The organism is Buttiauxella sp. AC142, from assembly GCF_979253435.1.
This window is the reverse complement of record NZ_CEEDCH010000001.1, coordinates 2,487,217-2,505,885: the sequence shown is the minus strand read 5'-3', so window position 1 is coordinate 2,505,885 and position 18,669 is coordinate 2,487,217. Positions and strand designations below refer to the sequence as shown.

The following is an 18,669-nucleotide window of genomic DNA, read 5'->3' as shown; positions in this document are numbered from 1 at the left end:
CGCTATGAGTATTAGATGACAAAAGTGTGAATCTGCCGTTACTTTTATCATCAAGGGACTGCTAGATTAGTGTTAGTCCCAGAGTGAAACGGAGGTGCCAGAAAGTTTGAAACTGATCCTCAATAGTAAACTGGTGGGGTACATCGTGGGTTTTATTACCACCGTACTCTTAGGTGTAAGCCATATTGAAACGCTTGAAGAAGCGGAAAAATTTGCCAGATAACTCGTATCACATCCTATAAAGGCTGCATTGAATGCAGCCTTTTTTTATTTTATGTTGGCAGAATAATGAAAATGTTTAATCAGTCATAAAGTTAAGGTCGTGAGCATGGTTATCGCAGCACCTCGTTTGGAAACTGAGCGCTTGGTTTTACGTCATTTTACGTTGGATGATTTCCCTGATTTAGCCGCCTGCTGGGCTGACCCGGAAATGGTTAAATTTATCGGAGGCGGCCAGCCGCAAGGGCCGGAAATGACATGGAGTCGGTTATTACGCTATATCGGCCACTGGCAGGCTCTTGGGTATGGTTATTGGGGGGTATTTGAAAAAGATAACGAGCGTTACGTCGGTGCATTTGGTTTTCAGAATGCGCATCGCGAATTGACTCCAGAACTTGAGTTTCCGGAAGCGGGCTGGACTTTAATTCCCTCCGTACACGGGAAAGGCTATGCGACAGAAGCCTTAGCCACGATTTTACACTGGGCAGACCGTGAATTTACCACGCCAGTTTGCTGTATTGTAGATAACGATAATCTGCGTTCCATCCATCTTGCGGAACGATTTGGTTTCCAGTTTCAACACAACGTCGAATACCACGGCAAGCAAATCAAAATGTTCATTCGCCCGACACGCTAGCCATCGCCGCGCACTGGTTTATAATTGAGCAATAAACAACCAGTGCGGAGGCGGAATGTATCAGCGAATTGACGGTGAGAACTGGCGGCATGTATTTATTGTCGGTGATTTGCACGGCTGTCTTTCCGAGTTCATCAGCCAACTTAAACACCAACAGTTTGATTACCATCAGGATCTGGTCATCTCGGTGGGGGATCTTATCGACAGGGGGGCTAACAGCCCTGGCTGTCTGGCATTGCTTGATAGCAAATGGTTCAGAGCGGTAAAAGGCAATCATGAAGCGATGGCCCTTGAAGCACTCGACGAAGGTGAAGGGATGCTCTTGCAAATAAATGGCGGGAACTGGTATCAGGAATTGCCTGAACAGGTTCAGCAAAAGGTGCAGCAAGCCTTATTACATTGTCGTGAGCTACCATTGGTGATTGAACTCTACACCCAGGGGAAGTTGTTGGTTATTGCTCACGCAGATTATCCCGCTTCGCAGTACCGCTGGAACCAACCGGTAGACGAGCATTTGCTAGTCTGGAGCCGCTCACGGCTAAATGAAAATTTACGTGGGGGAGGGGCAGATATTGACGGGGCCGATGAGTTCTATTTTGGACATACGCCGCTGAAAGAAGTCAGTCATTTCCACAATCAATTTTATATTGATACGGGCGCTGTCTTTGGTAACAAACTGACGATGGTGCAGGTTCAGTAAACAGTCATTCCTTTCACGATAAACCCAGTGCGCTACAACGTACTAAACTCGTGAGCCGGTCGCCAGAAGCCATCAATAAAGTCTTCGACCGGGAAACATCCACCATAGCGGATCCGTTGCTCATCCATAGCGAACAGACATTGATGTTCTGTGTTAAAAACGTCCACCACAATATCTTCACAGCCACCGTCCAGGTAGCAAACAAACAAAACCAACGCAAACATTCGTGCCTCTGAGTTGCACCGTTTGGCTTAATTGTAGGAGAAGTCACGGGAAGAGGGGTAATCAGACCACTTAATTAACCCGCCTGAGCGACGGGTTCATTTTGGATCAGGCAAGGCGCATGATCCAGGCATCAGATTTCTGGTCGTAATGTTGACGGTAAAGCACGGAATGTTCGCCATCTAAGACGGCGGGTATGCTGGTTTCATCATCCCAGGCATCAAGTTGCATGCACAGGTCCGGGTCTGATTTACAAGGGATGCTTAACGTTCGATCCCCCTGTTGCTCGCCATGTAATTCAGCATCATCAATTTCGAAGATGCCTATTCGTACGTTTGTTTTCGTCATCTCGCTCTCCTTGGGTCCGGATACATGTGGTATGACCAGTGAGATCACCCAATTTAGAGCGTAGACAACCGTGTGAAAACTGCAAATGACATGGCGATTATTTTTTATTGCGCTCAGCCTTTGTGAGCGAACAATTTCCCATCACGAACCAGGTCACGCGGATAGCTATTTTTCAGGCGTGAGCCGACTTTTCTCGCCAGTCCAAGAGGTTGCCCTTGATAAGTGACAATCACTTCGTTGAGAGAAGGGGACTCATCAGGGTAAATATCGCGCCCGTGATACCATTCATCCGCTTCAAATTCGGTGAGCGCAAACGCAAGTGGGGAGTCTCCCTTCACCAGCGCAATTACGGCTTCATGCTGCCAGCGGTAGCCTTTGTTGTATTGCTCGGCAAGGCGTAAACCAATGCGTGAAAAGCGCACCTGGCCGAATAGCGGAATAATTTCTTTTGGGAATAACCAAATTTCTTTATCGCGCAGCCAAAGCTGTTGGTCATCTTGCCAGGCAATCCCTGATTGTTTTGCGGCTGCTTTCACTTCTGCTGCCTGTTTGCCATGCAGAGGGATGAAGGGGAATTTACCCACTTTGTAACCCGGTGCCGGGAGCGCTTCAACTGATGCCGTTTTGCGCAAGCGTGCGACAAAAAAGCCTTCGCAATCATAAATCTGTGGGAACACATGCAAATAACCTTCCGCCGTAATCGCTTTACTGGCTTCAGGGAATAAATCATTGAGCGGCGCGATTTCAACTGCATCGGGCCACTCGTCGAGTAACCACTGGCAAATCTGCTGATTCTCTTCACGGTTTAATGTGCAGGTCGAATAAATCAATGTGCCGCCTGGACGCAGGGCATGAAACGCACTGGCGATAAGCTCTCGCTGGGTATCGGCAATGCCGGTGGTGCTTTCAGGCGTCCAGTTGCGCAGAGCGTCGGGGTCTTTACGCACCACACCTTCACCGGAACAGGGGGCATCAAGCAAAATCGCATCGAAACATTCAGGTAACGCTGCGCCAAATACCCGGCCATCAAAATGCGTGAGCGCCACGTTGCTAATACCACAGCGGCTGATGTTGGCATGCAGCACTTTTACACGACTGGCGGAGTATTCATTCGCCAGAATGGCGCCACGGTTGCCCATACACGCGGCAATTTGAGTGGTTTTTGACCCCGGTGCGGCGGCGACATCCATAATGCGGTCGGGTTGATTACCGTCAGCGAACAGCGCGGCAACCGGCAGCATGGAACTGGCTTCCTGAATATAAAACAGACCGCTTAGATGTTCTGCAGTGCTACCCAATGGCAGGCTATCTTCGTCTTCTCGCTCAATCCAGAAACCTTCCGCACACCACGGAACCGGGGTCAGATGCCAGTCGTAAGGCGCAACAAGCGTAAGAAAGTCGCTGACTGAAATCTTGAGGGTATTCACGCGCAAGCTACGGCGAAGTGGGCGTTGGCAGTATTCAATAAAACTATCGAGAGTTTGTCCTGCCGGGAGCGCATCACGAATAACATCAAGAAAGGCTTGCGGGAGAAAGGCGGTATGAGAGTGAGCCACGAAGGAAGTCCAGGAAAAAATGAAGGCCCAAGTGTAGCACAAGCGCCCCGGTGAAGCACCGGGGCGCGGGCATTAACGCGGCAGGGCTGTGCCCCATTGGCGCCATTCTTTCGGCTCACTTTCCTCTAACAAGAAGTGCTTACCGGTTTCGGCTTTCGGTGCCAGCGGAGTACCTGGCGGTGTTGCAAAGGCAATGCCTCCCCGAATGAACTGGCTAAAGGTACCGGTTTTCACCACGCCACCCGTCAGACCGAAATCAAGACTGTAGCCAGACGCCAGCCAGAACACCGAGCTATCACGTACCAGGTGTTGGAAGCGTTTGCTGATACGCAAACCAATCATCACGCGGTCTGAGAGATTGCCCAACGTTAAGCCTGTTACCGTCCCCACTTCTACGCCACGGAACAGGACCGGTGTCCCAATGCTCAATGATCCGGCTTCCGGGACTTCCAGCACGATGCTCAAGCCATCCGAATAACGAGAGTCGGTGATAGACGTTTCCTGCAATTCGAAATCACGGCGGGCTGGGCCGCGTCCTGGTTCCACGTTGATGTATGGCTGGAGAATGGTATCGAGATTATCAACACCGGAGGCTGAGATTTTCGGTGTTACCACCGAGAAGCGTGTGCCACCACGAGCAAATGTCTGAACAAATTCCGGATAAAGCACCGCTTTGGCTTCGACCTCGCTACGAGATGCCGTGAGATTGAGCGATTCCAGCTGCCCAATATCGATGCCCAGATAGCGAATTGGCATCCCTGCTGAGAGTTTGCCAGCATCAAAGGTGTGCAGGGTAATCTGGCTACCCACGGCGCGAGCGGCGGTTTCAGAAGCGTATAACATCCGTTTGTCACCTTTTTTAAGGCCGACGCTGGCACCGGATAAGTTATCAAAACTGATCGCACCTTTTAAGGCACGTGAAAGCGGAGAGGCTTGAACGGTCAGCCCGCTGCCATTGAGTTGCACGCGCGCACCGCCTTCAGCCCAGAACACGCTATTGGCAGTCAGCAGGTTGCGATATTCCGGCTTGATATTCACATCGATATCAAAACTATTGGCACGAGGACGGACGCTGATAATCTCCCCGACCTGGAATTTACGATACAGCACCACTGAACCCGTTTGAATGTCGGGAAGGGTGGACGCCGTTAACGTCAACGTCGTCGTTGGCAGATCACTCAGGCTGTTTTCAACCGCTTTTTCCAGGTTAGCGTAAAGCGGATAGCTTTCATTCATCGCCCCTTTTTTGCTGCCTGGAATAATACGCACACCGCCGTTGATCCACTCGTTGGCACTGGCACCTAAAAGCTCGATACCATCAATACCCATTTTCACGTCAATACGGCTATTCACCACGAATTTGCTGTCGCCCTGAATCAAATGCCGATATTCAGGATCGATGGCGGCGGAGAAGGTGACGCCTTTGGCAGACAATGTGCGCTCCAGAATTTGGCCTACCTGAACGCCGTGCAAAATGATCGGCTGACCAGCATCAATGCCGTAACTTTCCGGAGCCGTCAGTTTGAGGGTCATAACATCAGGTTGTTGCAGCAGCGTTTTATCACTTGGGAAAACCACAAAGTGATTCTGTGGTTCGCCTTCGCCAGGGACGAGTTCAAACGTGCTTCCGGTGAGCAGACTGCTGAGATTCGGGTTACTGAGCGAAATTTTCGGATCACGAAGCTCAATACGCGTGCCGCTGCGCATCAAATTGACAACACTTGGGTCGACGGTCATTTGCCCGGTGACTGTGCTGCCTGGATTGAGATTAAGCTTGGTCAACGTACCCACTTCGAGGCCCTGGTACATTAACGCTGTGGAGCCAGCGGTTAAACCTTTGCCGCTTGGCAGATCGAGATCGATGATCACGCCGCGCTGGCTGTGCGCCAGGTCTTCATACAGGCCGAACTCGTCTTCAGCTTTGGCTTCAGCGGAGTTTTCCGGCGAGTCAAAGGCAATGGCACCGTTAACTAACGCTGCGAGGCTTTCCAGTTGCACCTGCGCGCCGGAAAGGCTGACGTTCGCTTTCACGCCAGAGACATTCCAGAAACGACTGCCTTTTTTCACCAGCCTGGCGAAGCGGCGATCGACCAGCACATCAATAGTGACACCCTGTTTATTGTTATTAATGGTGTAGTCGTAGACACGGCCGACCGGAATTTTGCGGTAATAGACCAGCGATCCGCTATTGAGAGAACCTAAATCTGGCGCATGGAGGTGAATCATCAGCTCGCCGTTATTCAGGCGATATTTGGGCTGCGTATCGAGTGCGCTAAAGTGCTCTTGCGGTTCACCTTTACCGGGCATCATGCCGATATAGTTCCCGCCAACCAACGCATCCAGCCCAGAAACCCCGGCCAGTGAGGCTTTCGGCGTGACCAGCCAGAATTGGGTGTCCTCGCGCAGCGCGTCTTTCATATCGCTTTTAATACTGACTTTCACTTCTATTTTGCGCAGGTCTTTGCTCAGGCTCACGCTCTGCACGGTGCCGACTTCGACACCCTGATAACGGACAGGCGTGCGTCCGGCAACAATGCCGTCTGCGGAAATGAAATCAATGGTCGCTGTGGTGCCGCGTTCTTCCCAGGTTGTCCACATCAGCCAACTGGCAATCATCAAAGCGATAATTGGCAGCAACCAGAAGGGCGAAATACGGCGTTTTGTTTTAATTCGCGCTTCAGTCGGTGAAGCGGGCATTTCCTGACTCATGTGCGTCCCAAAGTAGTCGGCTATCCAGCCATTCGACAGCAAGAATAGTTAAAATAACCGCTGCGCCAAAATAAAACGCAGCCGGTCCCATAGTAAATGCCAATAACTGATCGCGATTAACCAGCGACATCGTAAGCGAAATAACAAAGAGGTCGAGAATGGACCAACGGCCAATCCAGGTAATAAAGCGTAGCAGTGTTATCCGCGTCTTAAGCCCTTTCTCACATTTAAAATGTATGCTCACCAGCAATGAAATCAGCACGATAACTTTAGTAAATGGCACCAGAATACTGGCGATGAAAACCACTGCTGCGACCGCCACATTACTACTGGCGAGGGACAGAATACCGGAAAGAATGGTGTCTTCCTGGCGCGAGCCATTTACGTAAAGTATTGATATTGGAAGCAGGTTCGCAGGCAGCAGGAACACTAACGAACCGATTAAAGCTGCCCAGGATTTTTGTAGACTATGGCGACGACGCACTCGCAAAGGCACATGGCAGCGTGGGCAACGTCCACGATTATCCGGTACCCCCGTGAAATGGCAGCCCAGACACACGCGAAGTTGCGGGTTCCATGCACGGGGTGGTCGTTGCGGGTAGAAACGTGACCACAGCTGTTCCATGTTGAGATGAATCAGGGTTAACAGGCTCAATATTACCAGCGCAATAAACGCCACCAGGCCGACACCCGGCTGGATAAACGCAAATTCGCGTACCTTTATGCAGGCCACACCGATGGCGACGAGATAAATATCCAGCATCACCCATTCTTTGAGCTTCTCAAGCATCAGCAACACCGGGCGCAGGTTCATGCCCAGAATATGACCGAAATAGAGATAGGCGATACCGGCAACCAGAGTCGCAGGTGCACCCACCGCGCAGAACATGACCATTGCCGCGGTGAGCGGATCGCCCTGGCTGGTCATCTGCCAGATGCCCTGAAAAAGGTTAGCGTCAATGCGCGTGCCTAATAAATAGATGCGCACCAAAGGCTCGGAGAAAGCAACGGGCATGAGTAGCAGCATGGCCACCGCCATGGCCGCCAGGCGAGTTAATGACCAGTCGCGTCCATGGTAAACTTTGGCGTCACAGCGCGGGCAGTAGGCGCTCTGCGATGATTTAACCAACGGTAACGAGAAAAGTGTATCGCATTGGGGGCAACGCTGATAACGTGCCTGCGGTACAGCATGGCTAATGGCGTGTATTTTCATGTGTCATCGTAAGCTGGGAATACCGTTGGCGCATGGGGCATCTCAATGGATTATGAAATATTCGTTAAGCGTATAGTAATTCACGGAATGATACACCTTGTGGCATAACGCATTTAATGCTTATTTTACTATGCTATGCAGTTGAGTAAGACAACATACTATGGTTAATCAATGAACAAAGAACAATTTTACGCGGACTTAAACCGCGATTTCAGTGCGTTAATGGCAGGTGAAACAAGTTTTCTGGCGACGCTGGCAAATACCAGTGCATTGCTATTTGAACGGCTTGAAGGAGTAAACTGGGCGGGCTTCTATCTATTAGAAGGCGACACTCTGGTACTCGGTCCATTCCAGGGGAAAATCGCCTGTGTGCGTATTCCTGTTGGAAAAGGTGTTTGCGGTACAGCGGTATCCACCAATAGCATTCAACGTGTAGAAGACGTGCATGCTTTTGATGGTCACATCGCCTGTGACGCTGCCAGCAACTCCGAAATTGTACTTCCATTGACGGTAGGTGGTGAGGTGATTGGGGTTCTGGATATTGATAGCACTGAGTTTGGGCGCTTCACACCTGAAGACCAAATCGGCTTATCTCAACTGGTAACGCAGCTTTCGCTGATGCTTACCGACACGGATTTTAAAAAATTCTTCACTCGATAGCATGATAAACAACGGATAACGTGGCATTTGCTGATAGCGTCATTATAATGTCGCCTGTTCATGCCTGCGGATTGTTGGCAACTCCGTTGTAATCAGGAAATTTCATGGAAAATCAACCCAAGTTGAATAGTAGCAAAGAAGTCATCGCCTTTTTGGCAGAGCGTTTCCCACAGTGCTTTAGTGCTGAAGGTGAAGCCCGCCCCCTGAAGATTGGTATCTTCCAGGATTTAGTCGCGCGCGTTGAAGGGGAGATGAGCCTCAGTAAAACTCAACTTCGTTCCGCGTTACGTCTTTACACTTCAAGCTGGCGTTACCTGTACGGTATCAAAGTCGGCGCAACTCGTGTGGATCTCGACGGCAACCCTTGCGGTGAACTCGATGAGCAACATGTTGAGCATGCTCGCAAGCAGCTTGAAGAAGCAAAAGCTCGTGTTCAAGCACAGCGCGCAGAACAGGCAGCGAAAAAACGCGAAGCGGCTATCGCTAACGGTGAAACCGTTGCTGATAAACCTCGCCGTGAGCGCAAACCTCGTCCTGCACCGCGTCGCCCTGAAGCTGCAGAACGTAAACCACGTGCAGAAAAACCGGCTCCTCAGGCTCCGGTCGAAGAAAAACGCACTCCGGTTACGGACATTTCTGCTTTGCAGGTGGGTCAGGCAATCAAAGTCAAAGCGGGTAATAACGCGATGGATGCCACCGTACTGGAAATTACCAAAGATGGCGTCCGTGTACAGCTGACTTCTGGTATGGCAATGATCGTACGCGCAGAACACTTGCAGTTCTGAAACGGAGGCCAGACCCTGGCATGAACAAACTCTTTAAGCGTACGGCGGTCGCTAGTCTGTTGTTTCTTGCAGGTAGCGCACTGGCCGTCGAAAATATCACGCGTGCCGATCAAATCCCGCAGCTAAAGGAAGAGACTCAGCACGCTACAGTGAGTGAGCGTGTCACATCACGCTTTACTCGCTCGCATTACCGTCAGTTTGATCTGGATGAAAATTTTTCCGCAAAAATTTTCGATCGCTATCTAAACCTTCTCGACTATAGCCACAACGTACTGCTTGCCAGCGACGTTGAGCAGTTTGTGTCGCGCAAGAAGCTGATAGGCGATGAATTGCGCACCGGCAAACTGGACGTCTTTTACGATCTCTACAATCTGGCCCAAAAACGTCGTTTTGAACGTTATCAATACGCGTTGAAGGTGCTGGAAAAGCCGATGGATTTCACAGGGAATGACACTTTCAACGTTGATCGCAGCAAATCGCCGTGGCCGACCAGCGTTGCAGAGTTAAATACCCTGTGGGATAGCAAAGTTAAGTTTGATGAACTGAGCCTGAAGCTGACCGGAAAAACCGATCAGGAAATTCGTGAAACGCTGACCAAGCGTTATCAGTTCGCGATTCGCCGTTTGGCTCAATCCAACAGCGAAGATGTTTTCTCGCTGGCGATGACTGCCTTTGCCCACGAAATCGACCCGCACACCAACTATTTGTCGCCGCGTAATACGGAACAATTCAATACCGAAATGAGTTTATCTCTGGAAGGTATTGGTGCCGTGTTGCAGATGGACGATGACTATACGGTAATTAACTCGATGGTTGCGGGTGGCCCGGCTGCGAAAAGCAAAGCGATTACCGTCGGTGATCGCATTGTCGGCGTAGGCCAAACCGGTAAAGCGATGATCGATGTCATTGGCTGGCGTCTTGATGACGTTGTTGCGTTGATCAAAGGGCCGAAAGGCAGCAAAGTTCGCCTGGAAATCTTGCCTGCTGGCAAAGGCACCAAAGCGCGCATCGTAACATTAACGCGTGAACGTATCCGTCTTGAAGACCGCGCAGTTAAACTGACGATTAAAACGGTCGGCAAAGACAAAGTGGGCGTGCTGGATATTCCTGGTTTCTACGTTGGCCTGACGGATGACGTCAAAGTTCAGCTGCAGAAAATGGAAAAACAGAACGTTAAGAGTGTGATTATTGATTTACGCTCTAACGGCGGCGGGGCATTAACCGAAGCTGTTTCACTTTCTGGTTTGTTCATTCCAGGTGGCCCTGTTGTTCAGGTTCGTGATAACAACGGCAAAGTGCGCGAAGACAGCGATACTGACGGTGTGGTGTATTACAAAGGCCCGCTGGTGGTGATGGTTGACCGTTTCAGTGCTTCTGCCTCTGAGATCTTCGCTGCAGCAATGCAGGATTATGGCCGCGCGCTGATTGTCGGCGAACCTACCTTTGGTAAAGGTACTGTTCAGCAATACCGTTCATTGAACCGTATCTACGATCAGATGTTGCGCCCGGAATGGCCAGCATTAGGCTCTGTGCAATACACCATCCAGAAGTTCTACCGTATTAATGGCGGCAGTACTCAGCGTAAAGGTGTGACGCCAGACGTCATGATGCCAACAGGTACTGAAGAGACAGAAACCGGCGAGAAGTTTGAAGATAATGCACTCCCGTGGGATAGCATTAACGCGGCGACTTACGTTAAGTCCGGCGACTTGTCTTCGTTTGAGCCGCAGTTGCTGAAACTCCATCAGGACAGAATTGCAGCCGATCCAGAGTTCCAGTACATCATGAAGGACATTGCTCGCTTCAATGCCCTGAAAGAGAAGCGCAATATCGTCTCTCTGAATCTTGCTCAACGTGAGAAAGAAAACCAGGAAGATGATGCCACGCGACTGGCACGTGTTAACGATCGCTACAAGCGAGAAGGCAAAGCGCCGTTGAAGAAACTGGACGATTTGCCGAAGGATTATCAAGAACCTGATCCGTATCTTGATGAAACGGTACACATTGCGCTGGACCTTGCGAAAATGCAGCAAGATAAACCAGCCGAGCAACCGGCTCCTGCTAAGTAACCCCCAACGGGCACAAAATTTTGTGCCCGTTTTTTTACCTCTATCAAGCCGCGTAAACCTACCTCTCCTTAAATGTAAAGTTATGTATTATTAACCACTTGGACACGATGAATGCTTGAAAATGGCAGGCTTGCCCCTACGATGTGGGGTAACGCAGAATGCGTATTTTTAACCGAGGTAAAAAGAAAATTATGATGCGTATCGGGCTTTTCCTGTTGACCAACCTTGCGGTCATGGTCGTTTTCGGGCTAGTGCTAAGCCTGACGGGGATCCAGTCGAGCAGCGTACAGGGTCTGATGATCATGGCGGTGTTGTTTGGCTTTGGCGGTTCAATCATCTCATTGCTGATGTCCAAATGGATGGCGCTTCGTTCAGTCGGTGGGGAAGTGATTGAGCAACCACGTAACGAAACTGAGCGCTGGCTGATGGAAACGGTTCGCCAGCAGTCACAGCAGGCGGGTATCGCCATGCCACAGGTGGCTGTTTACCATGCGCCAGACATCAACGCGTTCGCAACCGGCGCACGTCGTAATGCATCACTGGTTGCGGTAAGTACAGGCCTGTTGCAGAACATGAGCCGTGATGAAGCGGAAGCGGTTATCGCTCACGAAATTAGCCATATCGCGAACGGTGACATGGTCACGATGACCCTTATTCAGGGCGTGGTGAACACCTTCGTCATCTTCATTTCTCGTATCATCGCGCAGGTTGCCTCTGGCTTCTTGTCCGGAAACAGAGATGAAGGTGAAAGCAACAATGGCAACCCGTTCGTTTATTTTGCGATTGCGACAGTACTGGAGCTGGTATTCGGTATCCTGGCGAGCATTATCACGATGTGGTTCTCGCGCCACCGTGAATTCCATGCTGATGCCGGTTCTGCAAAATTGGTTGGTCGTGAAAAAATGATTGCCGCTTTGCAGCGCCTGAAAACCAGCTATGAACCGCAAGAAGCCAGCAGCATGATGGCGTTTTGCATCAATGGTAAGGCTAAGTCAATGAGCGAATTGTTCATGACCCACCCGCCGTTGGATAAGCGTATTGAAGCGCTGCGTAATGGTGAATACCTGAAGTAGGAATAAATTGAGTTAAAAAGGCGTGCCATCGCTGGCACGCCTTTTTTTATGCCTATGGGAGTCGAGACTGAGACATCCGTAAGCTACTGACAATGGCGGCGACAGTGGCAAAACTGCCAGCCAGCAATAACGAGGCGTGCGTTCCGTGAGTGGTGAACAGATTAAACATCAGAGCTACCAAGGCCGCGCCACAACTCTGGCCGAGTAACCGAGCGGTGCCTAACATGCCGCTGGCACCACCGCTGCGGTGACGCGGAGCGGAAGAGATAATGGTGTGATTGTTTGGTGACTGGAACAAACCAAAACCGGCACCACACAAAACCATGCGCCAGATGATTTCAATATCCGACGGGTTATGAGGCAACATTGCCAGCGCAAACAAACCGCTGGCCATCACGGCTAAACCAATCCCACCAAGCAGCCCCGCATGCACTCGTTCAATTAAATGTCCCGCAATGGGAGCCATGATCATCGTCGCAATCGGCCAGGGAGTGAGTAGCAGGCCGGTTTCCACTTCACTGCGTCCTAGCGTCGATTGTAGGAAGAAGGGGAGCGAAACCATGGCGAGCATCTGCGCCGCAAAGGAACAGACTGACGTCCCAATAGACAGCGAAAATATCGGAATACGCAGTAAATCGACTGGCAATAAAGGGAAGGGAAGAGACAGTTGTCGGCGGACAAAGAAGAACCCGATCACGGCTAGCGCAGCCAGCTCTCCGAGAATCAGCCAACCCGATTGCCCTTGGGCAAAACCACTTATCGCTGAGATGAGCAAACCAAACGTTAGAGCATTCATAATGGCGCTGGGTATGTCGAAGCGCTGGCCCTGTGATTTTTGTTGGTTTGATGGCAGAAAACGCATGGCCAGGATGAGAGCAACGATGCCGATCGGAACGTTAATCAAAAACAACCATTTCCATGATGCAACCGACAAAATAGCGGCGGCAATAGTTGGCCCGGCAGCAGATGAAACGGCAACAATAAACGAGTTAATTCCCATACCACGGCCAAGGTACTTTTGCGGATAAATAAGCCGAATGAGTGCGGTATTAACGCTCATTAATGCCGCACCGCCAAACCCCTGGAGTACACGTGCAAATGTCAGCATGGGTAACGAATTTGATAACGCGCAAAAAAGGGAAGTCATGCAGAACAGAATTAATCCGCACTGATATACCCGGCGATAACCAAATATATCCCCCAGGAACGACATAGAAAGTAACGAAACAATTATCGCAATTTGGTAACTGTTCACAATCCAGATGGATTCTGCCGGGCTGGCATTAAGTTCTCGGGCAATGGTGGGAAGGGCGACGTTTGCGATTACGCCATCAAGTACGGCCATGGTTATACCTAACGCAATGGCTAAAATAGCACCATAGCGCTGCGGCAATGGCAGCCCATCAGCAAGGGTTTTATCCATAGGAATGTTTGACTTCACGAGGCGATATTCGAAGAGAAATAATAATAGCACTAAATTTACGGGATATGTCGCAGATTTGTAACGAAATAGAATAGATTCATTGCGATGACATGGTAGTCAACTTATACTAAAAACCGGTTCTGATTTTTATAAAACAAATGCGATCGAGGTGATTTAATGGCAATCGCAGATCTGGATAAACAACCTGATTCTGTCTCTTCTGTCCTGAAAGTTTTTGGCATCTTACAGGCTCTTGGCGAAGAACGCGAAATTGGTATCACTGAATTATCGCAACGCGTAATGATGTCAAAAAGCACCGTCTATCGCTTTTTGCAGACAATGAAATCCCTGGGTTATGTGGCACAGGAAGGCGAATCCGAAAAGTACTCGCTGACGCTGAAGCTATTTGAGTTGGGCGCACGTGCGTTGCAAAACGTTGATTTGATTCGTAGTGCGGACATTCAGATGCGCGAGTTGTCGCGTCTGACTAAAGAAACCATCCACCTGGGTGCGTTGGATGAAGACAGTATTGTCTATATCCACAAAATTGATTCCATGTACAACCTGCGCATGTATTCGCGCATTGGTCGTCGTAATCCGCTCTATAGTACTGCGATTGGTAAAGTTCTGCTGGCCTGGCGTGACCGCGAAGAAGTGCGTGAAATTCTTGCTGATGTGGAATACACACGTAGCACTGAACGCACAATTACCAGCACTGATGAATTGCTGAAAGTGCTGGATACCGTTCGCGAGCAGGGCTATGGCGAAGATAATCAGGAACAAGAAGAAGGTCTGCGCTGTATCGGCGTACCGGTATTCGACCGTTTCGGTGTTGTCATTGCAGGGTTGAGTATTTCATTCCCGACATTACGTTTCTCTGAAGACAGACTTCATGAATATGTGGCGATGCTTCATGATGCCGCTCGTACTATTTCTGAACAAATGGGTTATCACGAATATCCATTCTGATGAAATAATCAACGCCGCGTAATAGCGGCGTTTTTCATTCAGCTTCTTTACTGACCGTTGTCGATAACTTCGGCACTTTTGCGCAATATCGGGCAATCAGTAAGCCCTATAATCCCGCTATTGCTATGTATAAACTGGGCTGTGGTTATATTTCGTGCAGTAAGATATTTGCACTGCAAACCCAGACCCGCAACATTTTCCTGGCTTCCAATCAGAACGCCGTATCCTGAGAGCAGCAAGCCTATCCACAGAAGCGCTATTATGATTATCGCGCGAATCACCCTACGCATATATGCCTCTTATTAATAGGTTAATAGACTGCTAAGCGTAACGGATGAGGTTACTGTAGCAATATGATGATTCTTAAATAATATATGCGCTGATGTTACGCAATGTTTAAGATGCCTATGCCAAACTTATCTTTAAATTGTTACGAGGTGGAGAGAGTAGTGAGAAAGTACAGATGGTTCATTTTGGCTGCGGTTTTGTTCATCTGCCTGCTGCTGTGGACCCAAATGGTCAATGTGATGTGCGATCAAGATGTACAATTCTTCAGCGGCATTTGCACGATTAATAAATTTATCCCCTGGTAGTGTCTTTTTATCAGCAGGAGGCTTACCTTGTGCCGTGGCAAGTGTAGAATACGGGTTTTGCTGAGGTGGTAAGATGAACGAATTAAGTGTTGGCGCGTTAAATATCGCGTCTTTGACAGTGTCTCTGGTTGTTCTGATCATCGGTCTCGTGATTTGGTTTTTTGTTAACCGAGCGAGCAGCCGTACTAATGAGCAGATTGAGCTGCTGGAAGAGCTGTTGGATCAACAAAAGCGCCAGAATGCGCTGTTACGCCGTTTGTGCGAAGCGAACGAGCCGGAAGTTGTGAAGGAAGAAGTTGAAGCTGTTAAGAAAGAAGACGACGAAGAAGATGATTTTATTCGTCTGGTCGCTGAGCGCTAATCCAGGTACTCGCACCCCTGCTTTGATCCCTTAAAATCTCATCACCAATTCGACGGTTTTCGACATCTGGAACTCCATTTCGCGAAAACCGGGTGATGTGAGCCTGGGCTAAAAGAACGCTAAGATTCCCCGGATACATTTCATGAAGCTAACGCTGCAGGATGTTGTTCAATTTCTAGACTTATCGGAATCAATGTTTAAAACAGCCTAAAAATCCTAAAGCGATATTTAGCGCAACGCTAAGACGTTTATATTAGTTGATGAATATAGCGAAACGTTTTTATTGCTTCATTGTGAAGCAGCGTGTCATTAAACTTTCATTATTTTGGTGCAATATAAACAATTAATCGCTCAAGCTTTATTCACCCAGTCATTTCTCCTATTTAACTATCCAGACTTGTTGATTTTTTGGTACGACAACATTGTTCATTTTTTGAATAGCTATGCTAAAAAAATCATAAAGATAATGTCACATCATCGAATTTTTGACACTTCGCCTGGACGAATAGATCTCTTTGGGCTATGGTAAAAACGTTGTTTACGTTCTTCAAACTAATGTCCGGAATCATCATTGTTCAATGTTAATTCTATGCATTTATTGTGCATTTCATTTTCATTAACAATAAGGGTTTCGGAATTTGTGCGACAGATCGATACATACCGAAAAATGGCTTGCCATTGATTGCGTAGTATGTGATAACACTTTGGGTTAAACGAGGTACAGTTCTGTTTATGTGTGGCATTTTCAGTAAAGAAGACCTGAGTAAACACGTTGTCGTTGAATACCGCTTCTCTGCCGAGCCTTATATTAGTGCCTCATGCAGTAATGTCTCTGTTTTAGCTAAGTTATGCCTGCGGGCGAAGAAAACAATCTAAGGAATTTTGCAAAATGGCAAAGATTAAAGGTCAAGTTAAGTGGTTCAACGAGTCTAAAGGTTTTGGCTTCATTACTCCTGCTGACGGCAGCAAAGACGTGTTCGTACACTTCTCTGCAATCCAGGGTAACGGCTTCAAAACTCTGGCTGAAGGCCAGAACGTTGAGTTCGAAATCCAGGACGGCCAGAAAGGCCCTGCAGCGGTTAACGTAACTGCTATCTAATTCCGTTGAATTAGACCTGGCGCGAATAACGCCAAATTCTGATAAAAGCCCCGCTCTTGTAGCGGGGCTTTTTCATGTTTGATACTTAATCATTGTTTTTCTAAGTGTTTCTGAATCATCTCGCCAGTTATGTCTTGTAGCAAAGCAGCGCATCTTGTAGCACTGTTCCTGTCTGGTTACTTTCCTCATTATGTTTAAATTTTCAATCGCTTAGTTGTCGTTAAGGATTGGATGTGAGAAAAATCGCTCCTGGAATCGTGGGGAATTTTATTCAGTGGCGTTTTGCTCTGCTTTGCATCGCTATCTTCATGTGTCTGGTGTTTTTGCTTGGAAGAGTCGCGTGGTTACAAATCATCTCGCCAGACAATCTGGTCAAGCAAGAAGACATGCGTTCCCTACGCGAAGAAGCCGTGGTTGTACCGCGTGGGATGATTGAAGATCGTAGCGGACGTCCATTAGCAGTAAGCGTTCCAGTTAAAGCTATTTGGGCCGATCCGAAAACGGTAATGGAAAAAGGTGGCGTTCAGATAAGCAGCCGCTGGCAAGCGCTGGCGACAACGCTAAACATGCCACTTAATGACATCGCCGCCCGTATTCGTCGTAATCCCGCCGATCGATTTATCTATCTCGCACGCCAACTCGACCCACAGCAAGCGCAATATATCGAGAGTTTGAAACTGCCTGGAATTTTCCTGCGTGATGAATCCCGCCGTTTTTATCCAGCAGGTCACGTCGCTGCGAATTTGCTCGGATTTACAAACATCGACGACCAGGGAATTGAAGGGGTTGAGAAGAGTTTTAATCGCCAGTTGACCGGTAAGGCGGGTGAAAGATTAGTCCGCAAAGACCGGCACGGCCACGTTATTGAGAATATAACGGAAACTGCAGCTACTCCTGCCCATAACCTGATGCTCAGCATTGATGAGCGTTTGCAAGCTGTTACCGAAGATGCGCTAAGCAATGCCGTTTCATGGAACAAAGCTGAATCTGCCGCTGCCGTTATTCTGGATGTTAATACCGGTGAAGTACTGGCAATGGCGAGCTGCCCAACGTTTAACCCGAACAATCGCGAAGGCGCCACGCTTAACGAATTTCGCAATCGCGCCATTAGTGACACTTTTGAACCGGGTTCAACGGTTAAACCGATGGTTGTTATGACGGCTTTGCAGCAGGGGATCGTTCAACCTGACAGCGTAATAGATACTCACCCTTATATTATTGATGGGCATCGTATTCGCGACGTGGGTTACTACCCACAACTGACGCTAACCGGTATTTTGCAAAAATCGAGCGACACGGGTGTGTCACGCCTTTCTCTGGCTATGCCTATTCAGAAACTACTGGATACTTACAAAAACTTCGGCTTTGGCATGCCGACGGGGTTGGGTCTGACCGGGGAAAGTAGCGGCCTGCTGCCGCATCGCAGATTTTGGGGTGAACTGGATCGCGCCACGTTTTCTTTCGGCTACGGTTTAATGGTCACGCCACTGCAACTGGCCCACGTTTACGCCACTATTGGCAGCTACGGCATTTCCCGGCCGCTTTCAATCACGCGTGTTGATCCGCCCGTTGTCGGGCAACGAGTCATGTCGGAAGCTATTGCTCACCAGGTTGAACATATGATGGAAAGCGTTGCTCTGCCAGGCGGCGGCGGTGTAAAAGCAGCCGTGCGTGGCTATCGTGTGGCGATTAAAACAGGGACGGCGAAGAAAATTGGCGACGACGGAAAATATATCAATAAATACATTGCTTACACCGCAGGCGTTGCGCCTGCAAGTAACCCACGCTTTGCGCTGGTGGTGGTGATTAACGATCCTGAAAACGGCGCGTATTACGGTGGGGCGGTATCAGCCCCCGTATTCAGCCAGATAATGAGCGATGTGCTGCGACTGGAAAATATCGAGCCTGATGGTTTACCCGCTGGGAACGAAAATGTCACAGTGTTAAACAAGTCCTCTGGAGATAACTCCGCAGGTTAGTGGCTTTTCGAAACGGGGCGTTTAGCGTTACACTTGCGCCCTTTACGATTGCCC

Annotated in this window: 19 protein-coding genes; 12 read left to right on the top strand and 7 right to left on the bottom strand. The window is 49.1% G+C overall.

From position 1 onward, the window contains the following. Positions 1–328 precede the first annotated feature (328 nt). Positions 329–856 carry a GNAT family N-acetyltransferase gene (locus AC0IWZ_RS11545; RefSeq protein WP_471677285.1) on the top strand — a complete coding sequence of 176 codons (528 nt, stop codon included), beginning with the start codon at positions 329–331 and terminating at the stop codon, positions 854–856. A 55-nt stretch (positions 857–911) separates the two neighbouring features. Beyond that, positions 912–1,556 carry a metallophosphoesterase gene (locus AC0IWZ_RS11540; protein WP_471677286.1) on the top strand — a complete coding sequence of 215 codons (645 nt, stop codon included), beginning with the start codon at positions 912–914 and terminating at the stop codon, positions 1,554–1,556. 32 nt (positions 1,557–1,588) lie between these two features. Here the strand turns inward: AC0IWZ_RS11540 and AC0IWZ_RS11535 are convergent, their stop codons facing one another. From AC0IWZ_RS11535 to yebS, 5 genes are all read right to left on the bottom strand, one after another. After that, on the bottom strand, positions 1,589–1,780 hold the full coding sequence (locus AC0IWZ_RS11535) for a YdfD/YebW family protein (RefSeq protein WP_034495974.1): 192 nt from the start codon (positions 1,778–1,780) through the stop codon (positions 1,589–1,591). Positions 1,781–1,886: 106 nt separating this feature from the next. Continuing rightward, a complete protein-coding gene (locus AC0IWZ_RS11530; protein ID WP_034495973.1) occupies positions 1,887–2,126 on the bottom strand; it encodes a YebV family protein in 240 nt (79 codons plus the stop codon). Positions 2,127–2,239: 113 nt separating this feature from the next. Then, positions 2,240–3,682, bottom strand: coding sequence for a 16S rRNA (cytosine(1407)-C(5))-methyltransferase RsmF (gene rsmF / locus AC0IWZ_RS11525; RefSeq protein WP_410373011.1), 1,443 nt, complete (start codon positions 3,680–3,682; stop codon positions 2,240–2,242). Positions 3,683–3,754: 72 nt separating this feature from the next. Further along, complete coding sequence (locus AC0IWZ_RS11520) at positions 3,755–6,391, bottom strand: PqiB family protein (RefSeq protein ID WP_471677287.1); 2,637 nt, start codon at positions 6,389–6,391, stop codon at positions 3,755–3,757. After that, positions 6,360–7,604 (bottom strand): membrane integrity lipid transport subunit YebS, encoded by a 1,245-nt coding sequence (yebS, locus tag AC0IWZ_RS11515; protein WP_410373010.1) that lies wholly within the window; start codon positions 7,602–7,604, stop codon positions 6,360–6,362. Before yebS ends, AC0IWZ_RS11520 begins: the two co-directional genes overlap by 32 nt. 171 nt (positions 7,605–7,775) lie before the next feature. Here yebS and AC0IWZ_RS11510 point away from each other — a divergent pair, with 171 nt between their 5' ends. The 4 genes from AC0IWZ_RS11510 to htpX all read left to right on the top strand — a co-directional run bounded on the left by AC0IWZ_RS11510 (position 7,776) and on the right by htpX (position 12,191). Next, positions 7,776–8,264, top strand: a complete 489-nt coding sequence (locus AC0IWZ_RS11510) for a GAF domain-containing protein (protein ID WP_034495964.1) — start codon at positions 7,776–7,778, stop codon at positions 8,262–8,264. Positions 8,265–8,368: 104 nt separating this feature from the next. Next, positions 8,369–9,049, top strand: coding sequence for an RNA chaperone ProQ (gene proQ, locus AC0IWZ_RS11505; protein WP_034495962.1), 681 nt, complete (start codon positions 8,369–8,371; stop codon positions 9,047–9,049). A 20-nt stretch (positions 9,050–9,069) separates the two neighbouring features. Continuing rightward, positions 9,070–11,118 (top strand): carboxy terminal-processing peptidase, encoded by a 2,049-nt coding sequence (gene prc / locus AC0IWZ_RS11500; RefSeq protein WP_471677288.1) that lies wholly within the window; start codon positions 9,070–9,072, stop codon positions 11,116–11,118. Between the two features lie 191 nt (positions 11,119–11,309). Further along, positions 11,310–12,191, top strand: coding sequence for a protease HtpX (htpX, locus tag AC0IWZ_RS11495; protein ID WP_034496301.1), 882 nt, complete (start codon positions 11,310–11,312; stop codon positions 12,189–12,191). A gap of 52 nt (positions 12,192–12,243) precedes the next feature. On the opposite strand, the gene AC0IWZ_RS11490 is transcribed toward htpX, so the two are convergent. Next, complete coding sequence (locus AC0IWZ_RS11490; protein WP_471677289.1) at positions 12,244–13,614, bottom strand: MFS transporter; 1,371 nt, start codon at positions 13,612–13,614, stop codon at positions 12,244–12,246. Positions 13,615–13,791: 177 nt separating this feature from the next. Between AC0IWZ_RS11490 and kdgR the strand changes: the two genes are divergently transcribed. Then, entirely contained in the window at positions 13,792–14,583 is a 792-nt protein-coding gene (gene kdgR / locus AC0IWZ_RS11485; protein WP_034495954.1) for a DNA-binding transcriptional regulator KdgR, read from the top strand. 47 nt (positions 14,584–14,630) lie between these two features. On the opposite strand, the gene AC0IWZ_RS11480 is transcribed toward kdgR, so the two are convergent. After that, positions 14,631–14,873, bottom strand: a complete 243-nt coding sequence (locus tag AC0IWZ_RS11480; RefSeq protein ID WP_172893908.1) for a YobH family protein — start codon at positions 14,871–14,873, stop codon at positions 14,631–14,633. A gap of 159 nt (positions 14,874–15,032) precedes the next feature. Between AC0IWZ_RS11480 and mgrB the strand changes: the two genes are divergently transcribed. The 5 genes from mgrB to ftsI all read left to right on the top strand — a co-directional run bounded on the left by mgrB (position 15,033) and on the right by ftsI (position 18,615). Further along, positions 15,033–15,176: a PhoP/PhoQ regulatory lipoprotein MgrB gene (gene mgrB / locus AC0IWZ_RS11475; protein WP_034495950.1), complete on the top strand. Its 144-nt coding sequence runs from the start codon at positions 15,033–15,035 to the stop codon at positions 15,174–15,176. Positions 15,177–15,249: 73 nt separating this feature from the next. Continuing rightward, complete coding sequence (locus tag AC0IWZ_RS11470; protein WP_034495949.1) at positions 15,250–15,537, top strand: YebO family protein; 288 nt, start codon at positions 15,250–15,252, stop codon at positions 15,535–15,537. A 732-nt stretch (positions 15,538–16,269) separates the two neighbouring features. After that, positions 16,270–16,413 (top strand): DUF2627 domain-containing protein, encoded by a 144-nt coding sequence (locus AC0IWZ_RS11465; RefSeq protein WP_072011169.1) that lies wholly within the window; start codon positions 16,270–16,272, stop codon positions 16,411–16,413. Positions 16,414–16,426: 13 nt separating this feature from the next. Next, a complete protein-coding gene (cspE, locus tag AC0IWZ_RS11460; RefSeq protein ID WP_001062678.1) occupies positions 16,427–16,636 on the top strand; it encodes a transcription antiterminator/RNA stability regulator CspE in 210 nt (69 codons plus the stop codon). 233 nt (positions 16,637–16,869) lie between these two features. Next, complete coding sequence (gene ftsI / locus AC0IWZ_RS11455) at positions 16,870–18,615, top strand: peptidoglycan glycosyltransferase FtsI (protein ID WP_471677290.1); 1,746 nt, start codon at positions 16,870–16,872, stop codon at positions 18,613–18,615. The last annotated feature ends 54 nt before the right edge of the window (positions 18,616–18,669 follow it).

What these genes read in the sequence shown, in the direction of transcription:
- proQ (WP_034495962.1), top strand. Translation starts at nt 8,369, where the DNA reads ATGGAAAATCAACCCAAGTTGAATAGTAGCAAAGAAGTCATCGCCTTT.
- kdgR (WP_034495954.1), top strand. Translation starts at nt 13,792, where the DNA reads ATGGCAATCGCAGATCTGGATAAACAACCTGATTCTGTCTCTTCTGTC.
- AC0IWZ_RS11490 (WP_471677289.1), bottom strand. Translation starts at nt 13,614, where the DNA reads ATGGATAAAACCCTTGCTGATGGGCTGCCATTGCCGCAGCGCTATGGT.
- AC0IWZ_RS11530 (WP_034495973.1), bottom strand. Translation starts at nt 2,126, where the DNA reads ATGACGAAAACAAACGTACGAATAGGCATCTTCGAAATTGATGATGCT.
- yebS (WP_410373010.1), bottom strand. Translation starts at nt 7,604, where the DNA reads ATGAAAATACACGCCATTAGCCATGCTGTACCGCAGGCACGTTATCAG.
- AC0IWZ_RS11535 (WP_034495974.1), bottom strand. Translation starts at nt 1,780, where the DNA reads ATGTTTGCGTTGGTTTTGTTTGTTTGCTACCTGGACGGTGGCTGTGAA.
- AC0IWZ_RS11545 (WP_471677285.1), top strand. Translation starts at nt 329, where the DNA reads ATGGTTATCGCAGCACCTCGTTTGGAAACTGAGCGCTTGGTTTTACGT.
- htpX (WP_034496301.1), top strand. Translation starts at nt 11,310, where the DNA reads ATGATGCGTATCGGGCTTTTCCTGTTGACCAACCTTGCGGTCATGGTC.
- AC0IWZ_RS11540 (WP_471677286.1), top strand. Translation starts at nt 912, where the DNA reads ATGTATCAGCGAATTGACGGTGAGAACTGGCGGCATGTATTTATTGTC.
- AC0IWZ_RS11480 (WP_172893908.1), bottom strand. Translation starts at nt 14,873, where the DNA reads ATGCGTAGGGTGATTCGCGCGATAATCATAATAGCGCTTCTGTGGATA.
- prc (WP_471677288.1), top strand. Translation starts at nt 9,070, where the DNA reads ATGAACAAACTCTTTAAGCGTACGGCGGTCGCTAGTCTGTTGTTTCTT.
- AC0IWZ_RS11470 (WP_034495949.1), top strand. Translation starts at nt 15,250, where the DNA reads ATGAACGAATTAAGTGTTGGCGCGTTAAATATCGCGTCTTTGACAGTG.
- AC0IWZ_RS11520 (WP_471677287.1), bottom strand. Translation starts at nt 6,391, where the DNA reads ATGAGTCAGGAAATGCCCGCTTCACCGACTGAAGCGCGAATTAAAACA.
- AC0IWZ_RS11465 (WP_072011169.1), top strand. Translation starts at nt 16,270, where the DNA reads ATGTGTGGCATTTTCAGTAAAGAAGACCTGAGTAAACACGTTGTCGTT.
- AC0IWZ_RS11510 (WP_034495964.1), top strand. Translation starts at nt 7,776, where the DNA reads ATGAACAAAGAACAATTTTACGCGGACTTAAACCGCGATTTCAGTGCG.
- cspE (WP_001062678.1), top strand. Translation starts at nt 16,427, where the DNA reads ATGGCAAAGATTAAAGGTCAAGTTAAGTGGTTCAACGAGTCTAAAGGT.